We start from the raw sequence: 23602 nt of genomic DNA, 5'->3' as shown, positions 1-23602 counted from the left end.
CTTTCCGTACAGGGATGTGCCCTGTGGTTTCCTAATGTATGCGGAAAAGGGGAGAATTGTTCTTATTTTATTCTTACCGTACCTGCACCCAGCATAACCTCGATCGCCGCGAAAAGTTCCTCGGACGGCTTAATTCGATAATTATCGCTAAGAGCTAGGAGCTTCTGATCCTGTTCATAGAACAGAAGCGTCGCAGCTGGACCGGGATGATTCTGCAGCAGCTCTTTCAGGCGCGACAGCAACGCTGCATTCTCTGAGGCCGGCGTGATCTTGATAAAGACACGCTGGCCTGAGGTCGCCGCTGTTGTTGGCGCGGCCTGTGCAGGTGTTGCAGGCGGCGTTGTGCCGCCTGCTGGCCTGGCAGCCGGACCAGTGGCGGCACCGCTGGTCCGGGAAGCAGGAGCTGCGCCGCGTGGCGGCGCTCCTGCCGAGGCCGAGCGTCCCGCGCTGTACGAGCGGGACACGGCGGCACTGCGGCGCTGCAACAGCCCGCGGAGAGCCTCCGCAGACAGCAGCGCCACTTCCTCGGCCAGCAGCTTGAAGCCTTCGTCTTCCTGCTGCACCTTAGCGCGCAAGGCCAGCAGCGCGCCCTTGGCAATCAAGCTGCGGCTTCGCTTCCACACCTCAGGGAAGAGCACGACCTCGCAGCGCTCGATCTGATCTTCCCATTCGACGAAGGCCATCGATTTTCCTTGCTTCGTCGTAATTTCCTTAACGGATACTACCATTCCGGCCGTAACCGTCTGGCTCTCATCCGCGGCTTCACCAAGATCCATCAGCCGCTGCATGCCGGGCTCCTCAAGCAGTTCCGCGCTATCATCAAGCGGATGGCCCGAAAGATATAACCCCAGCAGCTCACGTTCCATCTCCAGCTGCTGGCCAATGGTGAACTTAGGGATATCCGGATAGCGGATTTCCCAGTTCGGTGTCTCCACCAAATCGTCGAACAGCTGGATTTGCAGCTCATCCCGCTCCTTGCGCCATTTCAGCGCAGCGTCAACCGTCTCGTCCAGCATAGCCAGCAGCTGGGCGCGGTGACCCGGCAGACAGTCAAAAGCTCCCGCCTGCAGCAAAGATTCCACTACCCGCTTATTACAGACCCGTAGGTCCACACGTCGACAGAAATCTAGCAGACTGTCGAACGGCCGCTCCTTGCGGACTGCCATAATGTTCTCCACTGCCAGTGTTCCGACGTTCTTAATGGCTGCGAGCCCAAAGCGGATATGCCCGGTTCCGGTTCCTTCGCCAGGAACCGGAGTAAACAATACGCCGCTCTCGTTCACATCCGGCGGCAACACGCCGATGCCTGTGCGGCGGCAGTCCAGCACATACTCCGCTACCTTGCGGTGAGTGCCCATTACAGCGGTCAACATAGACGCCATAAACTGCACCGGATAATGCGCCTTGAGATAGGCTGTCTGGAAAGCCAATACTCCATAAGCCGCGGCATGAGCACGCGGGAAGCCGTAATCAGCAAAGCGCACGATCATGTCATAAACAGCATTTGCATCCGTTTCATTATACCCCTGCTGCAAGCTGCCTTGAACAAAATGGCTCCGTTCCTTATCCAGCGTCTCACGTTTTTTCTTTGAGACCGCTCGACGGAGCAGATCCGCTTCTCCTAACGAGAAGCCCGCCATCAGAGAAGCAATCTGCATGATCTGTTCCTGATACACAATGATCCCATAGGTGTCCGCTAAAATAGCCTTCAAATCAGAATGTGGATACTCTACTTCAATCTCACCGTGTTTGCCTGCTATATATTTCGGGATAAATTCCATCGGACCCGGACGATACAGCGCTAGAACCGATACAATATCTTCAAAGCCGTTAGGCTTCAGATCTTTAAGTACTCGTCTAACGCCCGCCGACTCCAGCTGGAAGACCCCTGTTGTCTCACCAGCCCCAAGCATTTCATACGTAGCTGGATCATGATCTGGGATGACACGGAAATCCGGAACACTTCCGCTCATTTCTCTAATCGAATTCATGCAGCGTTCGATAATCGACAACGTGCGCAAACCCAGAAAATCCATTTTCAACAGCCCGACGCTCTCCAAATGCTCCATAGAGTATTGGGTTAACGCCGTACTTTCGTTACCTTCCTGAAGTGGGACTGCATCGGTCAACGGACCCTTCGAGATAACAACCCCAGCGGCATGTGTCGAAGCATGGCGGGGCATGCCCTCCACCTTCATAGCCATATCCAGCAACCCTTTAATCTTTGGATTGCTATCATACAGTGCTTTAAGATCTGGTGTACTCTCCAGCGCCCTGGCAAGGCTGATCCCTAGTTGACCAGGTATAAGCTTGGCAGCTTTGTCTACCTCGTTATAAGGCAAGTTCAGCACCCTGCCTACATCACGAACGGCAGCCCGTGCAGCCATAGTTCCGAAAGTAATAATTTGCGCCACATGTTCTTTGCCGTATTTCTCCACTACATAACCAATAACCTCATCACGCCGTTCATCACTAAAATCGATATCAATATCCGGCATGGTGATCCGTTCTGGATTTAGAAAACGTTCAAAGAGCAAGTTATATTTCAATGGGTCCACGTCAGTTATTCGCAAAGAGTATGCGGTGAGACTACCCGCGGAGGATCCCCGTCCGGGTCCCGTAGCAATTCCCTGACGATGACAATAAGCAATAAAATCCCACACAATTAGAAAATAATCGCTGAAGCCCATACTCTCGATAACACCCAGCTCATAGGTGAGACGCTTCTCAGCCGTCTCTCTTTGCTCAGGTGTAGTCCATTGCGGTGTATCTATATATCGTTCCTCCATCCCCTTCCAGCACAGCTCACGCAAATAAGCAGCGGAATCCATGCCTTCAGGGAGCGGAGAATAGGCAGGCAGAATATGATTGCCGAAGGTCAGCTCCAAGTTACATTTTTCTGCGATCAATAAGGTATTGGCGATAGCCTGCGGCACATGCGGAAACAATGCCGCCATTTGCTCGCTGCTTTTTAGAAACAGCTGATCTGTTCCGATCTTGAGACGTTCCTCATCATCCACCGTTTTGCCTGTTCCGATGCAGATCAGCACATCCTGGACCTCAGCATCTTCCTTCGCTAAATAATGGACATCATTCGTCACCACAAGTGGAATTTCACAGTCCTCGGCAAGGGCGATCAGCTTGGGATTGACTCTCTTTTGCTCGGAGATCCCGTGGTCTTGCAGCTCCAGATAGAAATCTTCGCCAAAAATCGCCTTATATCGCAGCGCAGCCTTGCGCGCCTCCTCATCACGTCCATGCAGCAGATGCTGCGGCACTTCTCCGCCAAGACAAGCACTAAGACAAATAATCCCCTCTGAATGAGCTGCCAGCACTTCCATATCGATCCGGGGTTTATAATGATGGCCTTCCAGTTGGCCGATAGAGATCAGCTTCATCAAGTTCTTGTAGCCGGTTTCATTCTTGACGAGCAGAATCAAGTGGTAGATCGGTTGATCTTTTCGACTGCCCCGCTCACGGCGTGAACCCGCGGTTAAATAAGCTTCACAGCCAATAATCGGCTTGATTCCATTCTCTTTACACGCTTTATAAAAGGGGATGGCCCCGTACATCACTCCATGATCCGTAAGCGCCAGCGACTTCATGCCGTATTCGCCGGCCCGGCGCACGAGATCGGTAATGCGCGCCGCCCCGTCCAGTAAACTGTATTCGCTGTGCACATGCAAATGCACGAAAGGGCTCATAACCCCACTTCCTCTCTACTGCAAAAATCAAACATAAGATGAAACTATTTTATCATATTAAAGGGGGACCCGCCCATAGAATGGATTAAGAGCATAAGGACAGGCAAAGCTTGTAAATGCCTCGTCCGGGAAGGGGCCTGTATGAGCATTTTTATGAGCAAAGCTATCCTCGACTTCTTTATCGCCTTCGGCATCGTGCTTGGCGGAGCTATGCTCGGCGGAATCGGCGCCGTTGTATCCCTGCAACCGCCGACGCAAACGATGCTGGATGTGGCAGATCGGATTAAAATATGGGCACTAGCAGCCGCTGTAGGAGGTACTATGGACCCCTTACGGGTCATTGAAAGCAACATGATTGGAGGCAACCTCTCCCCCGCCATCAAACAAATCATGTATCTTGCCTTCGCTTTTCTAGGAGCCCATATGGGCAGTGAGCTAGTAAAATGGGTGTGCGGCAGGGGGTAACGCCAGTGAGAGTTCCACCATTCAGTCGTTTTCGCAGATTCACCCAGATCTCCGCTATATTCATGCTAGGGATCGTCGTAGGAGCTGTCATATACAATGCTATTTACCATGTAGGATATAACGTATTATGGCTGCATAATCAAGATCTGCGTGTACAGATCGAGCAATATCAAAAAGATATTCAGACACTCAAAAAATACAATAATACCTCAACCGTGATCAGAGAAATCAAAATTCGATCGGAGGAAAGCAAATCCAAAGAAGATACCCCACTTGACCCCGTAACTGTAAAATTAATCATAAGCCAAATGGGTTCAGATCTGGAACCGATGCGCGGCCGCAGCATGTTCGATATTGATACAGACAGCAAACTGGTTAGACTGCTGTTGGATGGTAAGCTATACATTGTGCGTGACAAGGAATACTCTGTCAAAATCCGAACCATGCTCGTCATGGAAGGCGTCCTGCAAATCTGGGTAGAAATCAGTCCTTTTAAGCGCAGCTGACAGCCATCGTGTGATACAATAATGGACAGACGTGGAAATTACTTCTTGGCTACTGCAAGACACGATAAAGGAGCTGGCTGTCCATGGTTTTATTTATCAAGTATTTATTGTTTATCCTGCTGGTGATCTTTGTAATCGGTGCCGCTGTGTTCAGCATATCCTCCCGCCGTGCCTTAAATCCCCAAGATAAAGGGCTGAAACGCTCCGTCATGAATGTGATGCTCGGTGCTATGCTCGTAACGCTGTCCTTGATATCCATGTTTTTGTTTCGCGGCTCTACCGTTAATATCATTGTTGAAGCTGCCTTTCTGCTGATTGGTGCGTTCAACATCTTCTCGGGGCTACGCAGCTATAGTTTTTACAGCCGTAGTCGCAGCCGCAGCCAGGAACAACACTAGTCGAAAGCTTAGCTGCTGTTCTGACGGAATAGAAAGAATAAAATAGACTCCCCTCTCTTTCAATGATGAGGGCAGTCTATTTAGCATGTATACGATCCTATTTACCGTATGCTATTCAGCTAGCAAACCATTTTTAGCCATGATCAATGGATTGCAGCATCAGAACAGCTTTGGCTACCAGAGTATCCGAGTGGCTGATCTCAATTTCAAGCTTACAGGTACGGCGGCTGATTTCGAGCAGTCTCGGCATTACAATGATCGCATGTTCGATCTGTACCGGTCGGATAAAATAAGTGGACATATTATCTAGTACATAATCATTTCCTGTGATGTCCTTAGCTGCTTTAAAAGCCGAGAGCGTCATAAGCGTAGACAATATTCCTTCAGAAATCGTCCCAAGATCCGTGGCCATCTGCGGCGTAATAAAGCCATGGAAGAACAATCGTCCCTCTTCGTCCCGCTCATCCGCAAAACCATTCCAAATGAGATGATCAAAAGTCTCTCCCAGCTGAGGTTGATTCCGGACATCGCGTAAGCTTTGCAGCACTTCTTTACGGGTTAGGGAGCCTACCAGTTTACGGTTACGGTCCACTATGGGCAGAAAATCCACGCCTTCCCACATCATGATCTGGGCCGCGGAGGCTAGTGAGGTTTGCAGTGCAGCCGTAACCGGACTGCGAATCATCGCTTTTTCAATGATCTGGCCTTCCGTCAATTCCTCTACATCGCGGCGACCGATAATGCCGATGACTCGATTCCATTCATCCGTAACGGGAAAGCGCTGCTCTCCAGTTTCCTCAGAAACCTGTCGTAGCTCGCCGACGGTACTAGAGATTTTCAACGTATTCAGGCGCGGTTTGCTGTCGATAATATCCTCTACCAGCATAATTTTTTTCTTTATCAATCTATCAAAAATGGCACGGTTAATCATTGAAGCGACGGTAAACGTGTCATGTCTCGAAGAAATAATGGGAAGATCCAGCTCGTCTGCCAATGCCTTCACTTCACGGCTCGTCCCAAAGCCCCCTGTCACCAGAACCCCCGCACCCTGCTCCAGCGCTAGAGAGTGAACATCATCGCGGTTACCTACAATCAACAGACTGTCAGCGTCTATATAACGGATCATCGCATCGACCTTCATCGCCCCGATCACGTATTTATGCAGATGTTTATTTAGTCCACTTGCTCCGCCGAGCACATGCCCTTCAACAATATCAACTACATCGCCAAACGTCAGCTGCTCTGAAATGTTCCGAGGTTTCTTTTCTACACGAACTGTACCAATCCGTTCCTTCGTGATGACTATCCCGAGATTCTCAGCTTCCTTCACTGCACGGTAAGCAGTCCCTTCGCTGACTAACATTTCTTTGGCGAGCTTGCGAACAGATATTTTGGTGCCTACCTTAAGACCTTCAATATGCTGCAGCAGTTGCTCGTGTTTAGTAATCGCATCGCCTTGACCTTCCAACTGTTACACCCCCATGCTCCGATCTGTACTATACTGTACCTATATATTATATACTTTCGCTTACCTGCGCAACCTTTCATTAATACACTATATATGGTTCTTTATTATCTTAACTATTAATAATCTGCCGTTTAGTTTCGCGTACTTTCATTAATATTGTGATTTTTTAGTTATTTCTTTCATGAGCTACGTTAAAAATAAACCAACCCACATTTCGAGTGCAAACACTAACAATGATAACTTATATATCATCATTCATTAATGTATTATACAATAGGAATAAATTTCCTTGTTGGAGTGATTAATATGGGATCGTTCAGATTTAGAAAGTCTATAAATCTTGGTGGCGGTGTAAAGTTGAACGTAGGTAAAAAGGGCGTTGGAATTAGCGCCGGTGTAAAAGGTGCGCGAGTTAGTGCCGGTCCTAGTGGGAAAAGGGCTACAGTATCCCTTCCTGGAACCGGGCTTTCATACTCTAAAAAAATTGGCGGAGGGAAATCGTCACATTCTAGTCGTAGTAACCCGACACTAAATGTGGATGAAATGACACCAAAACAAATTGAAAATCGAAAAAAGAATCTTACTATATTTAAGTTTATAGGTATTGCCTTTGCCGTATTGATTGTGATTCTTATCATCTTTACATAGAACATAGCTAAACCCCGCCTTTTGAATGGCGGGGTTTTTAAATTCGTAAGCGCTTGGGAATTTACTATGTATTAGCACCTACAACATCCTCTATTTTAATCCAATCCCAATCATCATCATAACGGAATTTAATCTGTTTAAGCTGCTGATCTACTCTCATAACTATTCCATGTATCTGCATATCCTCATACTCTTTAAACACCGTTAACGTGATCGGGCTACAATCTTCTAATGATTGAGCTAACACCTGAGAAATCTCAACCATCGCCTGAGGATCTAAATCAGGTTTTTTACGTGTCTCTTCATTGAGCACATCGTCCAGAATCCTGATTTTATGCTCAGGCATAATCATCCTGCTACTTTCCCACAATCCATTACCTTCGAGTTTCTTTCTCTGCATAGATATCCCCCCTAATAATACAGCCAATAGTCAGCGCTGCTAGGTACATTTTTAACCTTTTGTGCCTCTTCTGGATCTCGGTGTGATGGATTATCTCTTTCCCAACCAGAGATAATGCAGGCCATTTCAGGTGGCGTATTTGGATTCCATTCGATGTAGTTTTCCTCCGTCAACTCTTTCAACCCATTTCGGATATCAACTGGCATTCGTCCACTCAATCGTTCTAACTCAGGCAATGAAGGGAGACGACCAAAATGTCGTGAGTAATGAGTAATGATCAATAAAAGCTTACGCGGTGTATCGCTTAACATAATTAACGCCCCCAAAATAAGAACACTTGTTTGTATTATATGTGCTTATTGGTTTTTTAATCAATGGTTTTTAATGACAAAAAAGAGCCGTACAGGACTACTCCTGTGGCGGCTCTGTATATTCTCTTGCTATCTTTTCTTCTATCGCTTCCAAAATGAAGGCGTTGCGACTCTTATCAAGTTGCTTAGCAACAGCGTCAATCCTTTCCCTGTCGCCTTTTTTTACCCAAAGCTTTACTTGATCATAATTTGCGGCGTTGTACTTATCCTTTGCGCGTGTTGATGCCTTACCTTGCTGTTCCATAGGTTATCACCCCTTTGCTATAGGATACCACAAAAAATATACTGTTACCAGTATATAAAACTCTTGACTATATACTGGTACCAGTATATAATAAAAATATAAAGGAGGTGAACAAAATGAAGAAAAAAAGAAAGAAACAGCCGAACGACAATCGAGTTGTAAAAATCACACTGATGACTGCAATCATCAGCTTGATTAACTCGATAGTCACCCTCATCATCAACCTGAGACGCTAACTCAAGGGTCCGCTTCGGCGGACCTCCCTCAAGGGGTGCTGAAATATAAGGACTGCTGTTTCTTTCTTATTTAATATAGTATATCACAAAGGAGTTGGGATTATGAAGACCTCTAAAACTCTGACGGTATCAATGATCATAAGTGTTCTTGCGCTGGCAATAAGCACAATTTCCTTGGTGCTTGCGCTGCGCTAAACGTTAGGAACACAAAAAAAAGCCTCGCCGACCACTAAAGGTTGGCGGGGCTTTTGCCGATGCTTTCGGTCTGCACGCTCGGTGCCTCCGGTTCGTGTAATCTAAGGTATCATGATTGGGACAATTTGTAAATACAAAGCAGTTTATTTAAATTAATAATTTATAATTTGTGAACATAAGGGAAATGTCTTTAAAAAACCTTTGTAAAACATTGTCTGACAAAATATGATAGGAATGAATGTAGCCAACTAGGGGGGAATAGATATGGACGATGATTGGAAGAAAAGACCTCGGATAATAGAATATTGGCCCGATGGCGCAGATTATGTTATGGGAATGGATGAAAGTGGAACTTCAGACCTTGTAACAATAAAACGTAAGCTAAGCAGTGGTAAGGAAGATGAAATTGACTTCTCTATGAAGGATTTCACACTTACTGGAGTAGTTGTTGATCAGAATAGATACGATAAATTAAAAGAAGCGGTGAATACCGTTAAATATAAGTATTGGACAGATGGAATGAGCTTATATAAAAATAGACAAAAACGAGTTTGTTTCCACTCAAGAGATATTCGGAAAAAAAATTTTCCCTTTAATAGCGTTGAACCCTCTGAGTTAACTACTTCACTGACAGAAATGATTCAATCAATAAATGCCAAGATTATTTCATGTCATGTTGATAAACTTGCTCATTATAAAAAATACACAGATTGGGCAATTCATCCCTATCATATAGCCGTGCAATTTATTTTAGAAAGGTATTGTAAAGGTCTAAATGAGGGGAATAAAAAAGGTATTGTGATGTTAGAATCAAGAGGTAAAAAAGAAGATAAATTTGTGTTGGATTATATAGTGGAAATCATTGATAACGGCACTAACTTTTATCCTTCCTCGCACTTTAAAAACATATTAGGTGGGCTCAAGATGAAGACAAAAGTTCATTTGTAATTTTGGAATACGCTGATTTAGTGTGCTATCCCATTCACAAGCAACATAGGAAAATAGAATTGAATACTCCTTGTGATCCCGCTTATAAAGTAGTTGAGAAAAAATTATTCAAGTATCCTTATCATTTAGGCCGGGGTTTGAAAATTTGGAGACCATAAAAAAAATAAATCCGCCACAGCGAGCTGGGCGGTCGACCGGGTAATCCCGATCCCTATGTAAAATATAACTGATTTGAATTATAAATGCAATGACCCTGCTGTCTACTTGCAGGGTCATTTTATACCTATCCTTCCTTACTTCATGTTCACCTATGAGTGCAAACTCGGATTTCATATACCCTTATCATCACCCTTTTTTTTGAACAAGCCAAGATTATAAAACATCTGGATAACATTAAGCTCCAGCTTAGATTTATCAGCCGATGTCTTAATCGCTCCAACCGCCTTGGCTGCCGTAATAGCTTCACTATAATTGATGGCATATATTTCCTTGCCCGAGATGTTTAATCGCTTTTCTACGTCCATTAGGCGCTCATCCTGCTTCGCTACGATTGCCTCTAACTCCTCAATTTTACTCATGTCTTCCTTTACCTCCTCTTTTAGTCGATCTATAATAGCCGATGCTTTTGCCATAGCAATATCTGACGGCTTAGCACCTGCACGAAGTTGTGAGGTTGTCAGCCCAAAAGTCATTTGAAAATGCGGTGCATCCTTAATCGAGACAAAATCACCGCCCCATTCGAAACCAAGAGCTTTAGCCTCCTGAACTACCTCCGTCCAATCAGCTACTTTGTCACCGTCACCGTCACGTTTTAAATCCCAAGATACCTGTTTCACATCCGGTAGTAACAATGCGAAGTCGATAGCTAGTCCATAGTTATGGTAACTGGTGCCTCCCTTAGCATTCGTGACTATGCTACCTGGCTTAGTACGTCCTTGAGCATACAAAGCCTCCTGCTCGGCAATTGTGCGAAGCCCTTGAGTAATTATGATCGGTACTTCCCGAGCGTAACAGCGCTCAATCAAAGCTGTAGTAGCAGCTAAAACAACGGGATGTAACCCTTTTAATCGTGCTGAGGACTTGCTCTTTACTTGTTCTAATGTCAAAGACATTAAATATCACCGCTTTTCTTTGCTTGCTTAAACAGTTGATTACCGTACACAGCCACAGCACCACATAAGATACCCTGTATAAAGCTTGTAATAACAAACCCTAACATCCATACAGCAAATACGATGGCGACCAACGTAACGATGTACACGATACTCCAGTCTGGTACTTTCGGCGTTTTCTTTAGGATATAACCGATGATCCAACAAGCTACAACAACAACCATTAATTCGGGATTAATAAACTCCATAACTGCATTCCATTCCATATAAATTCATCCTCTCAATATTATTAATTTCTGTGTGGAAATCGTTCTTTCATTTCACGCAGCTCCACAATGATTACATCGTATTTTTCAGAAAACTTACCTAGTAGATCCTGCAATCGTCCTTCCCTCTCTTTATTCGCGCGCATTACGTAGATCAGCAGCCAAACGAATAACACCGCGAATGGACCTTGCGTTAAAAAATATTTAAGTACATCCATTTCTGTCACGATTGCCCCTCCCCCCATCTATCTCCCCAAAATGAAAGCCCCCGGTGATCCGAGGGCAAAATAAAAACGCCTCTATAGGCGCCAGCTTTTTCTATCTATTCTTTTAGCAGTGCTGCTACTTCCTCACGTTTTGTTTCGGGCACCTGCTCCAGTGTCTTCAAATCCTTGCGTATCAAACTTGCATATACTTTAGCCATTATCTTCTTCACCTCCCTCTACGGTTTCTGAAGGTACTGCCGAATCCTCTGGCGTTTCCGGTTTACCTCCGGTTTGTCCTGCAAGCACCAGCTCATACAACTCAGTTAGTGCCAATTGTGCCTCTACCGCCTCTTGTTTGGCAGTCTGTAACTCTTCATAATTTTCTGTAAGAGCAAGCTGCGCTTCTTGCAATTGGGTTTCAGTTTGCCCCAGTCTCTCCAACGACTCAGCAAGTTGTGTTTCTGTCCGCTTGAGTTTCATGTTGGTCTGCTCTAGCTCCTGTGCAGTCTTAGCACTTTCTCCCTCTACCATTTCGATACGTTTAATTAGCACCTCTGCTGGAACCTCGCCCGGATAGGTAAACTCTAAATCTTCGGTATCTGGATTAACACGGTAGCCATTACACTCCGCAAATTCTCGACGAAACTGACCGTATTTGAGCTTTACTACACCAATGGTATCGCGGACCCGTTCAGCCAGTGCCTTATATGTTGCAAAGTCCTGATCCTCGGTTGTCTCCACTACCAACCTACCTACCTGTTCACCTGTATTTACTACCACGTTTCCTGTTGCTTTATCAAAGTATATTTTCATTCCGATTTCCATCATAAAACCTCCTTTTTTATCTCCAAGCTGACCAACTAATGTTAACTAAATCCGGATTGTACGGAAGGGATGAACAAAAGGCATTACTACCCCATAAGTTAGGACTTAGCATCGCACCTGACGAAACTACATTCCCATAAGGGTTAGTCCCCGAAAACTCGGTATAAGACCACATAGTGATGTCAGAAGCAAAGAATACGAATGTACTTTGTGTAGATGCTCTAAAATAAGTGAATCGCACAATACGAGGGCTAAATGCTAACCCACTAACTCGGAATATACCATCTCCTCCACCTACCGAACCTGCATAGCCTTCTGCGTACATTCGCTCCACCAGTGTTCCTGTAACTCCAAATACTTCAACGCCGCTACGAATGTTAGCAGGGGCTAAGTCTCCCTCTACAGATCGTAGTTGTGCTGTTGTTACTTTTATTTCACCCGCCCCAGAGCCACCTTTGCGGTAGCCCTCTCTTGGGTACACCGCTAAGCTACCATCACCCCATTTCCCTACACTAAGAGCTGGATCTTCGCCAGATGTGATAACGGGCATGGTCCCCTGTTTCCCGAACATCGTCCTGTCACTTCTCCAATTGCTAGGGTCCGCTAAGTTATCTTCTCTCACACGAATAGAAGAAGTGGTATTGTAGTACCCCTCCGGTGTATTTAGGTACAAATCATACCCGCTTAATGTTGCGCCCGACGCATCCTTAGCGACGGAACGATTGTCTGGCATCGTCCCGTTCACCAGTCCGTTTTCTGTGCCTATCGTTTTTCCCGCCAAGACTTCCGCTGCTGTAGCTGTTCCATATTCACCCCCTTCACCCTGTAAGATAAAAGCCGTTCCATCGTATACAACCGTATAGACACCACCAAGAGCCAAAGGCGGGTTATTGCCATTTGGCTTTTTGATAGATTTAGCGCCTAGACCATTTACATTGAGTGTAACCGGACCTGTTGTAGCTGCATGTGCTTTAAAAGATATTCTATCTCCTGCTATAAGAGATGTTATGACACCACCCGCGATACTTGCTGTTAACGCTGGAGCTGTACCTTTTGTTAACCCAGCATAGGTCAAGGTACCGTTTGCGATTTCCCCCATGTTTTTTCCAGCATGTAAATCCGCATCCAGCCCACTACCTACTCCATCTACTGTAAGCAACTTAAATAAAATATCAGCAGCAGTGTATGAAGTCGCTGGCAAAGGGACGAAACCTAACGAAGAACCCATAACAGGCGAGGTGTGGACGCCTACTCCTATTGCACCCGCTACGACTACAGGCATAGCAATTTGAACTACAGACCCCGCCGTCGCAGCTATACCTGGAGCTGCGTTATAGTATCCATTGCTTGCGTGGACTGTTTTTTCGATATGCACCCATCCATCAGCAGGAGTCAAAGAAATATAGTTGGCAGATGTTGATACACCGTTTTTAGATAGTCTGCCATCTCTAGGTATTGAAATGGTTGTTCCCGTCTTAACCCTAACCCAGAAAGATACAGTATACGCCTTGCCAACTCCAGTTGCAGGGAAGTTACTATTTACCGTCATTAGATATGTCCCGGCAACATTTCCCGAATTCGCTGTACCTGAACCCATCGTATAGGACGCTATATAAAATTCTGTGCCGTACCTTGATCCACCAAGACTCATCGCGGTTAATAAGCTAGTTACGTCTTCCGTGAGCGCTCCTGCAGTACCTCCGTTAGTTGTGTTGTCATGGATGAACTTGCCCCCACTAAATACAGTAGTCCCATTCCAAGGAGATAAAAAAGAGTTATTGGCGAATGAGGTGGTGATTTGTAAAGATCTAGGGTCACCATCAATACCCATAAATCTACCTGAGTCCCCAAGTAAATTTATAACTCCCCCGTAAGGCAAATTATTCGCACTTACAAATCCGTTATTGTCTAGTCCCGCATACCCGTTAGCTACGTTCTTTTTGTCGGTTGTTTCTGATATCCTCCAAGCAGACCATATAGTGCTCTTTGTTCGGGTATATATGTTTCCGTTAGTAACATCAATAACTTCTTGCTTAATGTAGTTAGTGCTAGTGTCCGCTTTGTACACAAATAAGATACCAAAAGATATGTTTGGAGAATTGATATAAGTTATCGTCCCCCCTGCTTGATACAGTGACCAAATTCCGTTAGTTGTTAGGTTGTTAAAATCGGTATTGTTTGCTATTGCGGCTCTAGTCATAACTATAGGGGAGTCGTTATAGCCGTTCCACATAGGTACCCAAGCCGCCCAAGCACCCTCATTTACTTTCCGACGAGCCCACACACCGCCTAATGTGCTGTAGAATATTTGCCATATCCAATTGGTACTGTTGTTATGCAGGTCTCCTTGACTGACATGCACCATAAGCTGACCGTACTCTGAAGGTGCTGGGCTACCTGTAGCACCAGAAAGTATGCTGTATACACCTGCCGTATATGCTGTGTTTAGATCGGAGATTCCACCTGCACCACCTAAAGAGCTGTAGGTGTTGGCACGAGGTACCTTGGCAGTAGCATCCAGCCCAGCATACCCGCTCGCCACGTTCCTGCGGCTAGCGTTTTCATCTTCTATCCACTCACCCCAAACGCTGTTATAGCACTCTCGAATGTAAGTGCGTGGGACAGTGGAGAACGTGGTTGCTCGTTGGAAAAAGATAGTGTCAGGGTTTTGTGAGTGTGCAAACACTTCGATAAAGAACCAAGCACCTGTGTTGTTACCTGGTGCGTTTATAAGAGGGTAACCATCATACTGCCCGTTGCGGTTAACCGTGTTTAGGTCCGTACTAGGGGCGAGACGGATGACCTTTCCGCTGTTATCAGTGAGCTTGTACTTCTGAAACTCTTGCCCCGATTGGAGAACAGTGTCATCGGGGATTGTCTGCACTGCTACAGGTAATGCAGTAGGTGCTACTCCGCTGTAAACAGCACTCAGATTCCACGTCGGTGGCGCAGTAGGGCTCGCATGCTTTACAGATACAGCAAAGGCAATAGCAGCCCCTGGCGCATGTCGTGCTTCTATACTTATTTTCCAACGAGAGTTAGTGGCGTCCCAACTAATATCAGATATAGATATGTGCTGATTGATAAGACCCGTTACTTCTGGGTATTGCGTGCTCTGATAATTTAGGGTAGTAGCAGCAGCAGCAACCACATTAAAACGCTTCGTCATTTTACCAGCTGCGTTCACTGCATTCCAACTAGCCGTCACAGTCACCTCAATGTAGCCTGACAAAGCACCAGTTGTAAATAAGTCAATTCTTTGATTAGCTACGCTGTTCGAGAATGAAAATCCAAGAACACGTTCAGTTATTCTACTAGATAGTACTGTTCCATCAGCAACCATTAGTTTGTTTGCTTCCAAGAGAGCCACACCACTAGCAGCACCTTTCTGCGCCAATGGAATCGAAGCTGCCTTTGCTGCTTCACGAGCTGCGTCCGCCTTTGTCTGCGCTCCTTCAGGAGTTTCTTTGACATTCCATGCGGTTTGTTTAGCTACTGTGACATGTATATTGTTATCTTCTGTATGCGTATCAAACTTGCTGCGGATCTCCTGGAAAACTTTATAAACTCTGTTAAAATACCAATTTAGCCATGCGGCTGGAGGTTTGTCGTTGATCTGCCAACCTGTCTTTCGCTTACTCTCTGGCGGCTCTATACCTGGTTCCTGCCATTCAGGAAGCTTTTCATTAAATGCCACTTTATTCCCTCCTAAATACTATATAGGTAATGGATAATCATCGCCTGGTGCGTATACCGTTCCTAACTCCCCACCCGTAGTCATATCCGTGTCCGAAAGTCCTAATGAGCTTGTTTCAAGCACATCATACTGAGAGGACAAAGCAAACGTCCCAGCAAGCTCAATTTGAGCCACTCGGACGCCTGCTGCAACCGTCTTTTGTATGATTCGAGCAAACTGTAATGGGGACATGCCAACCTCATTCAAGCGCCGGACTGGAACACGAATCAAGTTGATTGCCGCTGGCTCTGGCTCCAGTGGATCAGCAAATTTCTCTTGGATTTTGATATCTGAGTAATCACAGTCCAAAGCAAGGGCTAGCACCTGAATAATGGTGTTAACGTCCGTTTTAGATAGATTTCGGGCAATCTTGGACTTTAGCAGTACTCGGTATACCTCGTCAGTCGCTGCCCCTCGTGGCTGGACCACATTGGAGCCTATTCGGTCCAGCGTCGTGCCTTGGGCAGCATCAATGTCTTTCCACTCACGGACACGTTCCAGCGTCTCACCGACTCTTGCCAATTCCCCATGCAAAATGCTTATCATCTTACCCAAGTTGCTTTCCGGATTTTTATTATAAGTGTCCGCAAAGCGTCGTAGCATGTCCTTAACACTAAACATGACTGTTCACCATAATATCCGCCGCTCGTGCCCGAGCTACTTCATAAACCTGAATAGGCACATTAGAACTGCCAAGGCCTCCGCTCGTCTTGCCCACTGTCAAGATCATATCTTCGACCCCCTCAACATTGGATACAACACTGATTAATCGGGTATACACTACGGTTGCTCCCATGCTTAAGCCGTTGTAATAGGACCCTGCGGCATCTTCGCCGCCGATATACGTAATAATGGCTGATCGAATTTGGTCATCACCATCGATCGGGTATTGAGCGTTTTTGGTCACAGATACAGATACTTTGATCCCCACCTCGTTTGCACGGGAAAACTTAACCGTGTGCAGCTGTCCACCCAAATCGGCAACTTGCTTACTGATGCTCCCGTGAGCTTCTACGCCGCCGGACTTGGTTGCAAAGATTGCCGTAGAGATTTCCAGCTCATCCCCGCCCAGCACATAAGCCTCGAAAGACTTGGGTGGCCGTCCGGCAGCATCCTTTGTCATACCTGTGTTCTCGATGATCGCTGCTGCTCGGACGGTGGGCATTCTTAGCAGCGCTCCCCGAAGTGCATCCACTGAAGCCGCACCGCCACCCGCCACGGACAAATCAAAGCGACTGCGAAATTCGGCGTCTGTCTCCTTTTCCCTGCCCCCCGTCACGGCTACAACGTTGGTCACACCAGTAATGTCCGGTACCGGGTTAACTACCACAGATATTGCCCCCGCCGCGACATTGCCTGATACTCCCGGTTCCAACGCCTCAATTGCAACGGTGGCGGTACCAGTGGTCAGTGTAACATCAGCCATTGTCTCAAACACTACACCGGATTTCGTCGCCGCACGGGTACCCGCCGGAACAGTAAAGCCTATAGTTCCCGTGATTTCCAATGATCCCGCTGCCCATTGGGCAAGCGTTCGGGATATACCAACTTGCGGACCCAGCCTATCCAAGTTGTTGCCGGTGGCCGTTGGAATATATCCGCTGTTGTATACGTCCTCTGCGGTGCTCCAAATAATAGCTAAAAACCAAGCAAAAATACGAAGTATAATTCCAAGCGGTGAGCGAACCGATGTGTTAACCGTGTCTCCAAATGATTCCTTGGCTTTATCCTCCATTTGCGAAAATAGATCATCAAATCGTAGTCGTTTAAAACCTGTGCTATCCAACAACGGTCTCGACCCCCTCAACCGTAATTACATCGCCGTTGACAGCTGTAGCCGTAAAATCTGCTGTAGCTGTTCGTTTCATTCTGTCAAAGGTTACAGTCACCGTATCTACGCTCTGAATACGCGGTTCTTGTAAAACCCCACTGGTCAACTCGTCGCGAATTTCTTCTTCAGTAACCCCTTTTCCAGTGATCCGCTTAAAATCAATGCCCATCTCTGGATCAAGTATCCACTCGCCTTTATTGGTTCCTGCTGCCAAAGTGCAACATTGAGCAATTTCTTCAGGACCGGAGATCAGTTGCAATTCACCGTCTAAAAACACCAAATCTCCGGAAATATCTAGTTTTATAGACTGCATGGTAACACCCCTACGATTACAGCATCCATTCGACTGTGTCGCCTTTCGGTGTCCGGGGCTGCCACTTGACCGGATAATGTATTTTTAAGTTCAGCATCAGCACAAACAACATAAACAACGTCTCCGGCCTTTAATAGCGGACGCATAATTGTTTCGAATTTCTGCATCCCAACACCAAGATTAATTTCAAATTCGACCTTTTGCCCTATGACCGGGACAGACATTATCTGTGCGGGTTGTCCACTCGTCAGTTTAAGTAATGGCTGCACAACAGCATTCAACTTAGCATCATCGAAGGAAATAACCTTGCAAGGCATCGCAACACTGATATCGTCGCCTTGTGTACCCGCATACGCGCCAAGCAAACGGGAAAGTGCTCCTGCTGGATTTGCTCTACTCACATAATCGCCTCCGTTTCTGTGATAAAGTCTCCTGTATTGGAAAACTTATGGGTTCCACTACGAATATGAAGCTTTCCTGACCATTCCCTGCAAGTCAAATTAATAACAGAAGCCGTTGTGATTCGTTGTTGCAGCTGTGCGGAAATATTGTATCCCTGAATGCCATTATCCTTGAAATATTCTGGAGATCCTATCAAACCCGTTTCTGGAGACAAGGCAAAAACAGAATCAGCACCATTACGAATATTACGAATATAGAGTTTGCTTTGATTGATATAACAAGATGTTCCACAGTCCTTACAAACCTCCGATATGATGTCGGTGACTTTTCCCTTTGCTGTGTAACCATCTTGATATCTGTAGTCCTGGTTAAGTGCCATTTGCGCTACAGGTAAACCGATATACCCCGCCATCTGCTTAATGATCGCACTGGCTAGTGTCCCCTTTGCAAAAGCAATCTCTGTAACTTCTCGCTTAGAGAGATCCTCACTATCCAAGACATAAACAGTCGTTATTTTATCTACGCCCTCCCATTTGGTTCGAACCGATGAAATTCGACCATGGAGGATAAGCCCAACATCTCCGGTGTAACCAGCATTCACCATTAGGACAGCGTTACGCTTGATGTTATTTATCGTTGTTTGTGACAGGTTCCATATCCTCAGTTCCGACTCATTAGGTAAAGTGTCGTTGTCAAATGGAACCGTCCCTTCCATCGTGTATTTATCAAGAGTGAATTTCATATTAGCAGTCATAATCTCCACGACACGGCCAAAATTTTTACTCGTCATCTTCCTCATCCTCATCAATAACAAACAAAAAGACGCTTATACCAAGCGTCTCCCATGTTACTGCTGTGCTTTTTTCCGATTCATCCCAAGGAACAATAGGTAATCTAGGAAATCGGTTATCTTGGACGTCATAAAAGAGCGTTTGCCCATAAACTAACTTTTCCCCATATACCAGCACTTCTCCATTCTTTTCAAGATCCACCGTAAAAAAATCATAGTCAGCATTGTAATGGACTTCAAACCCAAACATTTCACCAGCGATAGATATGTCAAAACGATAAGGGATGTTGTCCTTCTCTATCTCAATAAATTCCATAATTCACCGCCTCATGTTGCCCATTTACTTCCGGTTTTAAATTTTACTTTCTGAACTTTTTCTTTTTCCTTTTCCTTTACTTTTTTCTTACTTGTATTATTACTTTTCTTCTTAGTAGTCGTTTTTGCAGTTTTTTTCTCCTGGGTTTGCTTAGTTCCAGAATTTACGATCTTAGTAACCTGAGCCTTGATTGGAGGTGGCAACGTCTCCACATAAGAAGACGTTGCAATCTTTATCTCTCGCAGCTCCATCGTAAAAGTAAATCCATCCGCAGTGGTGTAATCATGTCCTGTCGAAAAATCAGTAATGAGACCTTTGAATTGATTTCTGCCGACGTAATTAATGATTGTGCCTTTGTCTTTCGCAGCTATGATATAGGCGCGTGTCTTCGCTGCATCCGTACCAACAATAACTCCCGTTAATGATAGCGTCCGGGCCTGTGCCTGCACATGATCAATTAAGTTGATCCCTTTTTCAACCGGTTGCTCTGTCACAGTTACGGGAAAGGACGGTGATTCATTCTCTACAGTAATGTATTTGCCATCAATAAGTGCCATTTACGCACCTTCCAATCCTACGCTGCGCATATACGATTCAAATACATCTTGCATTTCTTGCCGAATAGTCTCCCGCAGATTTGAAATGGTCTTATCATCGGCATTACCTGAAACCTTAATATTAAAGATTGGTTTAAAATCTGCACGATGATTATTTGTTGTCATTCGTGCTGGGGATGATTCAGGTGTGTGTGGCTCGTAATCAGGCTTTGCTGCTACGGGTTCCTGCTTCGCGAAAGGAATGTTTATCTGAGCTATTTGAAAATCAGGCAATTCAAAAGCCGGCATTTGATAAATTGGGAAGTCAAACTTAGGAAATGTTGCTTCCGGCTGGGAATACGCCTGGTTTTCTTTAGCCGTTAAAACGCGTTCGCCTTTGTGCAATTCACCGATATAACCGTCCCACGGAACGTAAGGCAGCCCATTCGCGTGACTTCCGTCTACTGCTTTTATGCCAGTAGTTTCAGTAGAAACAGACACGCTTGCAGATGTTTTAAAACCAAAAAAATCTTTAATGCCATCCGCTATGCTTTTGACCTTCTCCATCAAGGTCGATGCCATATTCGAAATTCCATCTATCAGACCACTAATAATTTTTTTCCCTGTATCAAAGAGGTTGATCCCATTGAAAAAACTTGTCACCTTTCCCCACATATCCGAAACGGCAGTCCAGACATTGACTCCGGCTGTCTTGATGCTTCCAACAATCTGCGCCCATATAGCAGTGATCTTGTTCCAAACTTTGGTCATCAGAGAGTTAGTTATCGAAAATACATTGTTCCATGCCCCGGTAATTGCATTCCACACAGCGCTGACAGCCCCAGAAATATTGCTACTGATGCTGCTCCATATGGATGACAACCAGCTACCAATTGCACTGAACACTGCAAATGTCACTGCCTTAATTTCATCCCAATATTTAACGACCAAAGCAACGATCCATGCAATTGGACCACCAATTACAACCAGGATCGTTACTCCCCAAGTCTTCAAAAATCCAGTCACTGCGTTAAAGGCTGTCATGAAGGTCTGGGGAACTGTAATTTTGAAAAAATTCAGTACTGCCATGGTAGCCGTCTTGATCCCAGACCACATCCCGTCAATAAACGCCCGGAACTTATCTGATTTTTTATAAGCGACTACCAGACCCACGCCTAAACCCACTAGGGCGGCGATAATTATGCCAATAGGATTGGCAGCCATGACTATACTGAAAGCTTTCTGAATTGCAGTCCATGCTTTGGTCGCTGCTGCTGCAATCTTGGTTGCGACTGTTATCGTGCCTACGACTGTTTTATATGTGACCAGTGCCGCGACAATTCCGCTCACCACCGGTGCAAATCCTCCCCAATCGTAGAATGCTTTAGCTGCATCAGCAATTGAAGAGCCAATTTGCTGGATATGTGGCCATAATTGAACTGCGGCATTTAACAATGTCTCACCGATCATGACGGCCACTGGCTGGATAGAAGTCCACAATTCTTTCCCCTTATCAATCAGGTACCCAAACACCTGCAATGCTTGTGTTCCAAATTGTTGTAGATATGGCATTGCCGCCTGAATCCAACCGCTTACCATATTGATTGCTGCACCAAGCCCGTCACCGATTGCATTGCCCACCGCTTCGATCTGCGGCTTATGGTCAGATAGCCATTGCCCAAAGGCATTCAAGTAAGGCAGCAGCTTTTGACCAATTGGAATTAATATTCCAACCTCGACCTGCCTTCCGAACATTTTAAATGCCTCGCCAGGCTTTTCAAATTTGATTTTATTAAGCTCGTCCATCGTCTTTTTTGTTTTATCAAAGGATCTCGTTGCAGCCCCCATTGCCGATATGACATTAACCTCAAGGTCTTCGAACTGAGAACCCATCAAAGCAACACCAATATTGTTACGGGCAACGGGGTCCTCGATATCCGATATCATAGAGACGATATCGCTAAATGCCTGTTTCGCGTCTGGTCCGCCTTTGGCAAAGGTCTGCATCATTGCATCAGCATTAAGGCCCAGCGCGGTAAAGGCATCCATTGATGTCTTACTGGCATCCTTAGACCTTATATTAAATTCCTTCACGGCGTCTCCAACTTTATCAACTTGAAAGACACCTTCGGCAGAGCCAGCGGCAAAAACGTCAAACATCTCGTCAGCCGTAAAGCCCAAGCTCTTGAACTGGTTAGCATATTCATTGGCTGAATCCACCAGTTCGCCGGATTTATCAAGTCCCCGCTGTGCGCCTTGCGCCAGTAAGTTATATGACTCTTCGGAGGTGATCCCAAACTGTCGCATCATAGTATCAGCGGATTTGATGGATTCCGGAATTTCAAAGCCGAATTGATCCCGAAGCAGAATTGCGTTTCGAGTGGTGTTCTCAAGTTCTTCTCCTGTTTGGCCAGTAACTTGCTGAACATTTGAAATCGCTGTTCCTAAGTCGTTCCAATCCTCACCAAAATTGTTAGAGTACAGATTTTTAGCAACCTCTCTAGTTGCTTCCATCTGTTTCACGGTTGCTCCAGTTGCCCCCTGAACTTGCTTCATAGCCGTTTCAAATTTAGAAGCAGCATGTACCCCAGCAATTCCGATTCCAGTCATTGCAGCTACACCAGCAGCCCCAAGTCCGACCACAGTTTTTGTGAGCTTACCAACCTTTTTATCTGCATCGTTTATTCCCTTAGAGTTGAACTTGAACCCAACTGCATACATTAGTGAACCGATTATACCGCCTGCCATAGTTCCTCCTTTCCGAACAAAAGAAGACGCCCTAAAGGACGTCTCCTATTTCTTCTTATTTGCTTTGTTTGTCTGTTCAATATGAAGGTCTAAAGCTGCGTTCGCTTCGGCAATGTCATCATCATCCATACTATTTAGATCATTATACGTAATGCCCATATCGGAGAGTAGCAGCCGCCATTGACTCCAATTAGATCGTGCTCGTTTCTTAGCTTCCTTCTTGCTGATCGCCATCGTCGGCGCCCTCATTTTCATCATTTCCTGTCACAAAGGCGTATGCTGCATTAACAACTTCACTATATTCCGTGTAATCGTTGAAATCATCAATTTTCATTTTAGGATCCACGATAACATGTTTGAGTACTTCTTCAGATAAGCGTTCTTCCAGAATCACTCCAAATTTATTTTTTGAGCCATCATTGATTTTAGATATTGCGCGTACGCCTGGATGCTGGAAGGTATAACTTTTTCCTGATTTAGATTTGTACTCTTTCTGTTTAAAATTAGCCATTGATATAGGCCCCTCTCAATTTTAGATTTTAGTTCATGCTTAAATCAAGACATTGAAACTCATAGGAACGATCGCCAGCTTCTCCGCCATATTCCCGGTCAGCTGGTTTTTTCAGATAAGCTTGTGTTGCAGTATTCGTTTCCTTTGGCGTACCCGAGTACATAACTGATACAGGTACAATCTTCTGGCTGTTAGCCAGTCCATCCAAATATGCGGCTTGTGGGCTGGTGCTTTGAAGGGTAACAGTAATTGTGCCAAGTGGGTTATTAACCTTCGTTCGGACCACATCTCCTTGCGCCCCTACTTTAGTTGAAAAGTTTTCTTCGTCCTTCGCCACAGTTACTAGGTCTTCTCCGAATCCCGTTAAAAAGACGCCTCCAACAATTACAGAGACGTCCATTGCATCATATGTTTTTGCTTCTGACAC

27 protein-coding genes are annotated in these 23602 nt (G+C 45.5%); 5 read left to right on the top strand and 22 right to left on the bottom strand.

Annotated features, from left to right (window positions below; translation table 11 throughout):
- Positions 1-62: 62 nt before the first annotated feature.
- A complete protein-coding gene (locus tag MHH89_RS00810) occupies positions 63-3704 on the bottom strand; it encodes a DNA polymerase III subunit alpha (RefSeq protein WP_341086063.1) in 3642 nt (1213 codons plus the stop codon).
- A 141-nt stretch (positions 3705-3845) separates the two neighbouring features.
- On the opposite strand from MHH89_RS00810, the gene MHH89_RS00805 reads away from it, so the two are divergent.
- The 3 genes from MHH89_RS00805 to MHH89_RS00795 all read left to right on the top strand — a co-directional run bounded on the left by MHH89_RS00805 (position 3846) and on the right by MHH89_RS00795 (position 5073).
- The gene (locus MHH89_RS00805; protein ID WP_036678886.1) at positions 3846-4169 is read left to right on the top strand and encodes a YtrH family sporulation protein; all 324 of its coding nucleotides are present in this window, start codon (positions 3846-3848) and stop codon (positions 4167-4169) included.
- 5 nt (positions 4170-4174) lie between these two features.
- On the top strand, positions 4175-4675 hold the full coding sequence (locus tag MHH89_RS00800; RefSeq protein WP_038569663.1) for a DUF4044 domain-containing protein: 501 nt from the start codon (positions 4175-4177) through the stop codon (positions 4673-4675).
- An 83-nt stretch (positions 4676-4758) separates the two neighbouring features.
- Positions 4759-5073, top strand: coding sequence for a YtpI family protein (locus MHH89_RS00795; RefSeq protein WP_076124899.1), 315 nt, complete (start codon positions 4759-4761; stop codon positions 5071-5073).
- A gap of 133 nt (positions 5074-5206) precedes the next feature.
- On the opposite strand, the gene MHH89_RS00790 is transcribed toward MHH89_RS00795, so the two are convergent.
- The gene (locus tag MHH89_RS00790) at positions 5207-6541 is read right to left on the bottom strand and encodes a DRTGG domain-containing protein (RefSeq protein WP_076124897.1); all 1335 of its coding nucleotides are present in this window, start codon (positions 6539-6541) and stop codon (positions 5207-5209) included.
- Positions 6542-6847: 306 nt separating this feature from the next.
- Between MHH89_RS00790 and MHH89_RS31260 the strand changes: the two genes are divergently transcribed.
- Positions 6848-7189: a DUF4236 domain-containing protein gene (locus MHH89_RS31260; protein WP_076274345.1), complete on the top strand. Its 342-nt coding sequence runs from the start codon at positions 6848-6850 to the stop codon at positions 7187-7189.
- Positions 7190-7253: 64 nt separating this feature from the next.
- Here MHH89_RS31260 and MHH89_RS00780 read toward each other — a convergent pair whose 3' ends face one another.
- The 3 genes from MHH89_RS00780 to MHH89_RS00770 form a co-directional block, all read right to left on the bottom strand.
- The gene (locus MHH89_RS00780) at positions 7254-7589 is read right to left on the bottom strand and encodes a YolD-like family protein (RefSeq protein ID WP_341086061.1); all 336 of its coding nucleotides are present in this window, start codon (positions 7587-7589) and stop codon (positions 7254-7256) included.
- A gap of 11 nt (positions 7590-7600) precedes the next feature.
- Positions 7601-7900 carry a hypothetical protein gene (locus MHH89_RS00775; protein ID WP_340395309.1) on the bottom strand — a complete coding sequence of 100 codons (300 nt, stop codon included), beginning with the start codon at positions 7898-7900 and terminating at the stop codon, positions 7601-7603.
- A 97-nt stretch (positions 7901-7997) separates the two neighbouring features.
- A complete protein-coding gene (locus tag MHH89_RS00770; protein WP_076208693.1) occupies positions 7998-8204 on the bottom strand; it encodes a transcriptional regulator in 207 nt (68 codons plus the stop codon).
- A 695-nt stretch (positions 8205-8899) separates the two neighbouring features.
- Here MHH89_RS00770 and MHH89_RS00765 point away from each other — a divergent pair.
- The gene (locus tag MHH89_RS00765; protein ID WP_341086059.1) at positions 8900-9583 is read left to right on the top strand and encodes a DUF3800 domain-containing protein; all 684 of its coding nucleotides are present in this window, start codon (positions 8900-8902) and stop codon (positions 9581-9583) included.
- 329 nt (positions 9584-9912) lie between these two features.
- On the opposite strand, the gene MHH89_RS00760 is transcribed toward MHH89_RS00765, so the two are convergent.
- The 17 genes from MHH89_RS00760 to MHH89_RS00680 all read right to left on the bottom strand — a co-directional run bounded on the left by MHH89_RS00760 (position 9913) and on the right by MHH89_RS00680 (position 23602).
- A complete protein-coding gene (locus tag MHH89_RS00760; protein WP_341086057.1) occupies positions 9913-10695 on the bottom strand; it encodes a M15 family metallopeptidase in 783 nt (260 codons plus the stop codon).
- Positions 10695-10961 (bottom strand): phage holin family protein, encoded by a 267-nt coding sequence (locus MHH89_RS00755; RefSeq protein WP_341086056.1) that lies wholly within the window; start codon positions 10959-10961, stop codon positions 10695-10697. The genes MHH89_RS00760 and MHH89_RS00755 overlap by 1 nt, the downstream gene beginning before the upstream one ends.
- Positions 10962-10984: 23 nt before the next feature.
- Positions 10985-11206, bottom strand: coding sequence for a BhlA/UviB family holin-like peptide (locus MHH89_RS00750; RefSeq protein ID WP_051491604.1), 222 nt, complete (start codon positions 11204-11206; stop codon positions 10985-10987).
- Between the two features lie 77 nt (positions 11207-11283).
- Positions 11284-11385 carry a CD1375 family protein gene (locus MHH89_RS00745; protein WP_340395306.1) on the bottom strand — a complete coding sequence of 34 codons (102 nt, stop codon included), beginning with the start codon at positions 11383-11385 and terminating at the stop codon, positions 11284-11286.
- Positions 11378-11995 (bottom strand): hypothetical protein, encoded by a 618-nt coding sequence (locus tag MHH89_RS00740; RefSeq protein WP_341086052.1) that lies wholly within the window; start codon positions 11993-11995, stop codon positions 11378-11380. Before MHH89_RS00740 ends, MHH89_RS00745 begins: the two co-directional genes overlap by 8 nt.
- Before the next feature lie 13 nt (positions 11996-12008).
- Positions 12009-15689 carry a pyocin knob domain-containing protein gene (locus MHH89_RS00735; protein WP_341086049.1) on the bottom strand — a complete coding sequence of 1227 codons (3681 nt, stop codon included), beginning with the start codon at positions 15687-15689 and terminating at the stop codon, positions 12009-12011.
- An 18-nt stretch (positions 15690-15707) separates the two neighbouring features.
- A complete protein-coding gene (locus MHH89_RS00730; protein WP_076316786.1) occupies positions 15708-16349 on the bottom strand; it encodes a hypothetical protein in 642 nt (213 codons plus the stop codon).
- Entirely contained in the window at positions 16342-17517 is a 1176-nt protein-coding gene (locus tag MHH89_RS00725) for a baseplate J/gp47 family protein (protein WP_341086048.1), read from the bottom strand. The genes MHH89_RS00730 and MHH89_RS00725 overlap by 8 nt, the downstream gene beginning before the upstream one ends.
- A complete protein-coding gene (locus MHH89_RS00720; protein WP_341086047.1) occupies positions 17507-17872 on the bottom strand; it encodes a DUF2634 domain-containing protein in 366 nt (121 codons plus the stop codon). Before MHH89_RS00720 ends, MHH89_RS00725 begins: the two co-directional genes overlap by 11 nt.
- On the bottom strand, positions 17860-18273 hold the full coding sequence (locus tag MHH89_RS00715) for a Gp138 family membrane-puncturing spike protein (RefSeq protein WP_076316783.1): 414 nt from the start codon (positions 18271-18273) through the stop codon (positions 17860-17862). The genes MHH89_RS00720 and MHH89_RS00715 overlap by 13 nt, the downstream gene beginning before the upstream one ends.
- A complete protein-coding gene (locus MHH89_RS00710; RefSeq protein WP_341086046.1) occupies positions 18270-19064 on the bottom strand; it encodes a phage protein in 795 nt (264 codons plus the stop codon). Before MHH89_RS00710 ends, MHH89_RS00715 begins: the two co-directional genes overlap by 4 nt.
- The gene (locus MHH89_RS00705; RefSeq protein ID WP_076316781.1) at positions 19054-19380 is read right to left on the bottom strand and encodes a phage baseplate plug family protein; all 327 of its coding nucleotides are present in this window, start codon (positions 19378-19380) and stop codon (positions 19054-19056) included. The genes MHH89_RS00710 and MHH89_RS00705 overlap by 11 nt, the downstream gene beginning before the upstream one ends.
- Before the next feature lie 11 nt (positions 19381-19391).
- The gene (locus MHH89_RS00700) at positions 19392-19937 is read right to left on the bottom strand and encodes a phage baseplate protein (protein WP_341086045.1); all 546 of its coding nucleotides are present in this window, start codon (positions 19935-19937) and stop codon (positions 19392-19394) included.
- Positions 19938-22664, bottom strand: coding sequence for a phage tail tape measure protein (locus MHH89_RS00695; protein ID WP_341086044.1), 2727 nt, complete (start codon positions 22662-22664; stop codon positions 19938-19940).
- Positions 22665-22709: 45 nt separating this feature from the next.
- Entirely contained in the window at positions 22710-22898 is a 189-nt protein-coding gene (locus tag MHH89_RS00690; RefSeq protein WP_280787001.1) for a hypothetical protein, read from the bottom strand.
- Entirely contained in the window at positions 22873-23175 is a 303-nt protein-coding gene (locus MHH89_RS00685; RefSeq protein ID WP_340395297.1) for a hypothetical protein, read from the bottom strand. Before MHH89_RS00685 ends, MHH89_RS00690 begins: the two co-directional genes overlap by 26 nt.
- 28 nt (positions 23176-23203) lie before the next feature.
- Positions 23204-23602 carry a phage structural protein gene (locus MHH89_RS00680; protein WP_340395296.1) on the bottom strand — a complete coding sequence of 133 codons (399 nt, stop codon included), beginning with the start codon at positions 23600-23602 and terminating at the stop codon, positions 23204-23206.

It is taken from the genome of Paenibacillus sp. FSL H7-0323 (assembly GCF_038002725.1).
In the GTDB taxonomy this organism is placed as follows: domain Bacteria; phylum Bacillota; class Bacilli; order Paenibacillales; family Paenibacillaceae; genus Paenibacillus_AQ; species Paenibacillus_AQ odorifer.
The sequence above is the reverse complement of the archived record's forward strand: the minus strand, read 5'-3'. Positions and strand labels throughout refer to the sequence as shown.

Excerpts from the sequence above, each read along its gene's own strand:
- MHH89_RS00780 (WP_341086061.1), bottom strand. The coding sequence starts at position 7,589 with ATGCAGAGAAAGAAACTCGAAGGTAATGGATTGTGGGAAAGTAGCAGG.
- MHH89_RS31260 (WP_076274345.1), top strand. The coding sequence starts at position 6,848 with ATGGGATCGTTCAGATTTAGAAAGTCTATAAATCTTGGTGGCGGTGTA.
- MHH89_RS00700 (WP_341086045.1), bottom strand. The coding sequence starts at position 19,937 with ATGGCACTTATTGATGGCAAATACATTACTGTAGAGAATGAATCACCG.
- MHH89_RS00690 (WP_280787001.1), bottom strand. The coding sequence starts at position 22,898 with ATGGCGATCAGCAAGAAGGAAGCTAAGAAACGAGCACGATCTAATTGG.
- MHH89_RS00805 (WP_036678886.1), top strand. The coding sequence starts at position 3,846 with ATGAGCATTTTTATGAGCAAAGCTATCCTCGACTTCTTTATCGCCTTC.
- MHH89_RS00765 (WP_341086059.1), top strand. The coding sequence starts at position 8,900 with ATGGACGATGATTGGAAGAAAAGACCTCGGATAATAGAATATTGGCCC.
- MHH89_RS00770 (WP_076208693.1), bottom strand. The coding sequence starts at position 8,204 with ATGGAACAGCAAGGTAAGGCATCAACACGCGCAAAGGATAAGTACAAC.
- MHH89_RS00750 (WP_051491604.1), bottom strand. The coding sequence starts at position 11,206 with ATGGGGGGAGGGGCAATCGTGACAGAAATGGATGTACTTAAATATTTT.
- MHH89_RS00720 (WP_341086047.1), bottom strand. The coding sequence starts at position 17,872 with ATGCAGTCTATAAAACTAGATATTTCCGGAGATTTGGTGTTTTTAGAC.
- MHH89_RS00710 (WP_341086046.1), bottom strand. The coding sequence starts at position 19,064 with ATGACGAGTAAAAATTTTGGCCGTGTCGTGGAGATTATGACTGCTAAT.
- MHH89_RS00685 (WP_340395297.1), bottom strand. The coding sequence starts at position 23,175 with ATGGCTAATTTTAAACAGAAAGAGTACAAATCTAAATCAGGAAAAAGT.
- MHH89_RS00745 (WP_340395306.1), bottom strand. The coding sequence starts at position 11,385 with ATGGCTAAAGTATATGCAAGTTTGATACGCAAGGATTTGAAGACACTG.
- MHH89_RS00760 (WP_341086057.1), bottom strand. The coding sequence starts at position 10,695 with ATGTCTTTGACATTAGAACAAGTAAAGAGCAAGTCCTCAGCACGATTA.
- MHH89_RS00740 (WP_341086052.1), bottom strand. The coding sequence starts at position 11,995 with ATGATGGAAATCGGAATGAAAATATACTTTGATAAAGCAACAGGAAAC.
- MHH89_RS00705 (WP_076316781.1), bottom strand. The coding sequence starts at position 19,380 with ATGGAATTTATTGAGATAGAGAAGGACAACATCCCTTATCGTTTTGAC.
- MHH89_RS00775 (WP_340395309.1), bottom strand. The coding sequence starts at position 7,900 with ATGTTAAGCGATACACCGCGTAAGCTTTTATTGATCATTACTCATTAC.
- MHH89_RS00795 (WP_076124899.1), top strand. The coding sequence starts at position 4,759 with ATGGTTTTATTTATCAAGTATTTATTGTTTATCCTGCTGGTGATCTTT.
- MHH89_RS00810 (WP_341086063.1), bottom strand. The coding sequence starts at position 3,704 with ATGAGCCCTTTCGTGCATTTGCATGTGCACAGCGAATACAGTTTACTG.
- MHH89_RS00730 (WP_076316786.1), bottom strand. The coding sequence starts at position 16,349 with ATGTTTAGTGTTAAGGACATGCTACGACGCTTTGCGGACACTTATAAT.
- MHH89_RS00695 (WP_341086044.1), bottom strand. The coding sequence starts at position 22,664 with ATGGCAGGCGGTATAATCGGTTCACTAATGTATGCAGTTGGGTTCAAG.
- MHH89_RS00755 (WP_341086056.1), bottom strand. The coding sequence starts at position 10,961 with ATGGAATGGAATGCAGTTATGGAGTTTATTAATCCCGAATTAATGGTT.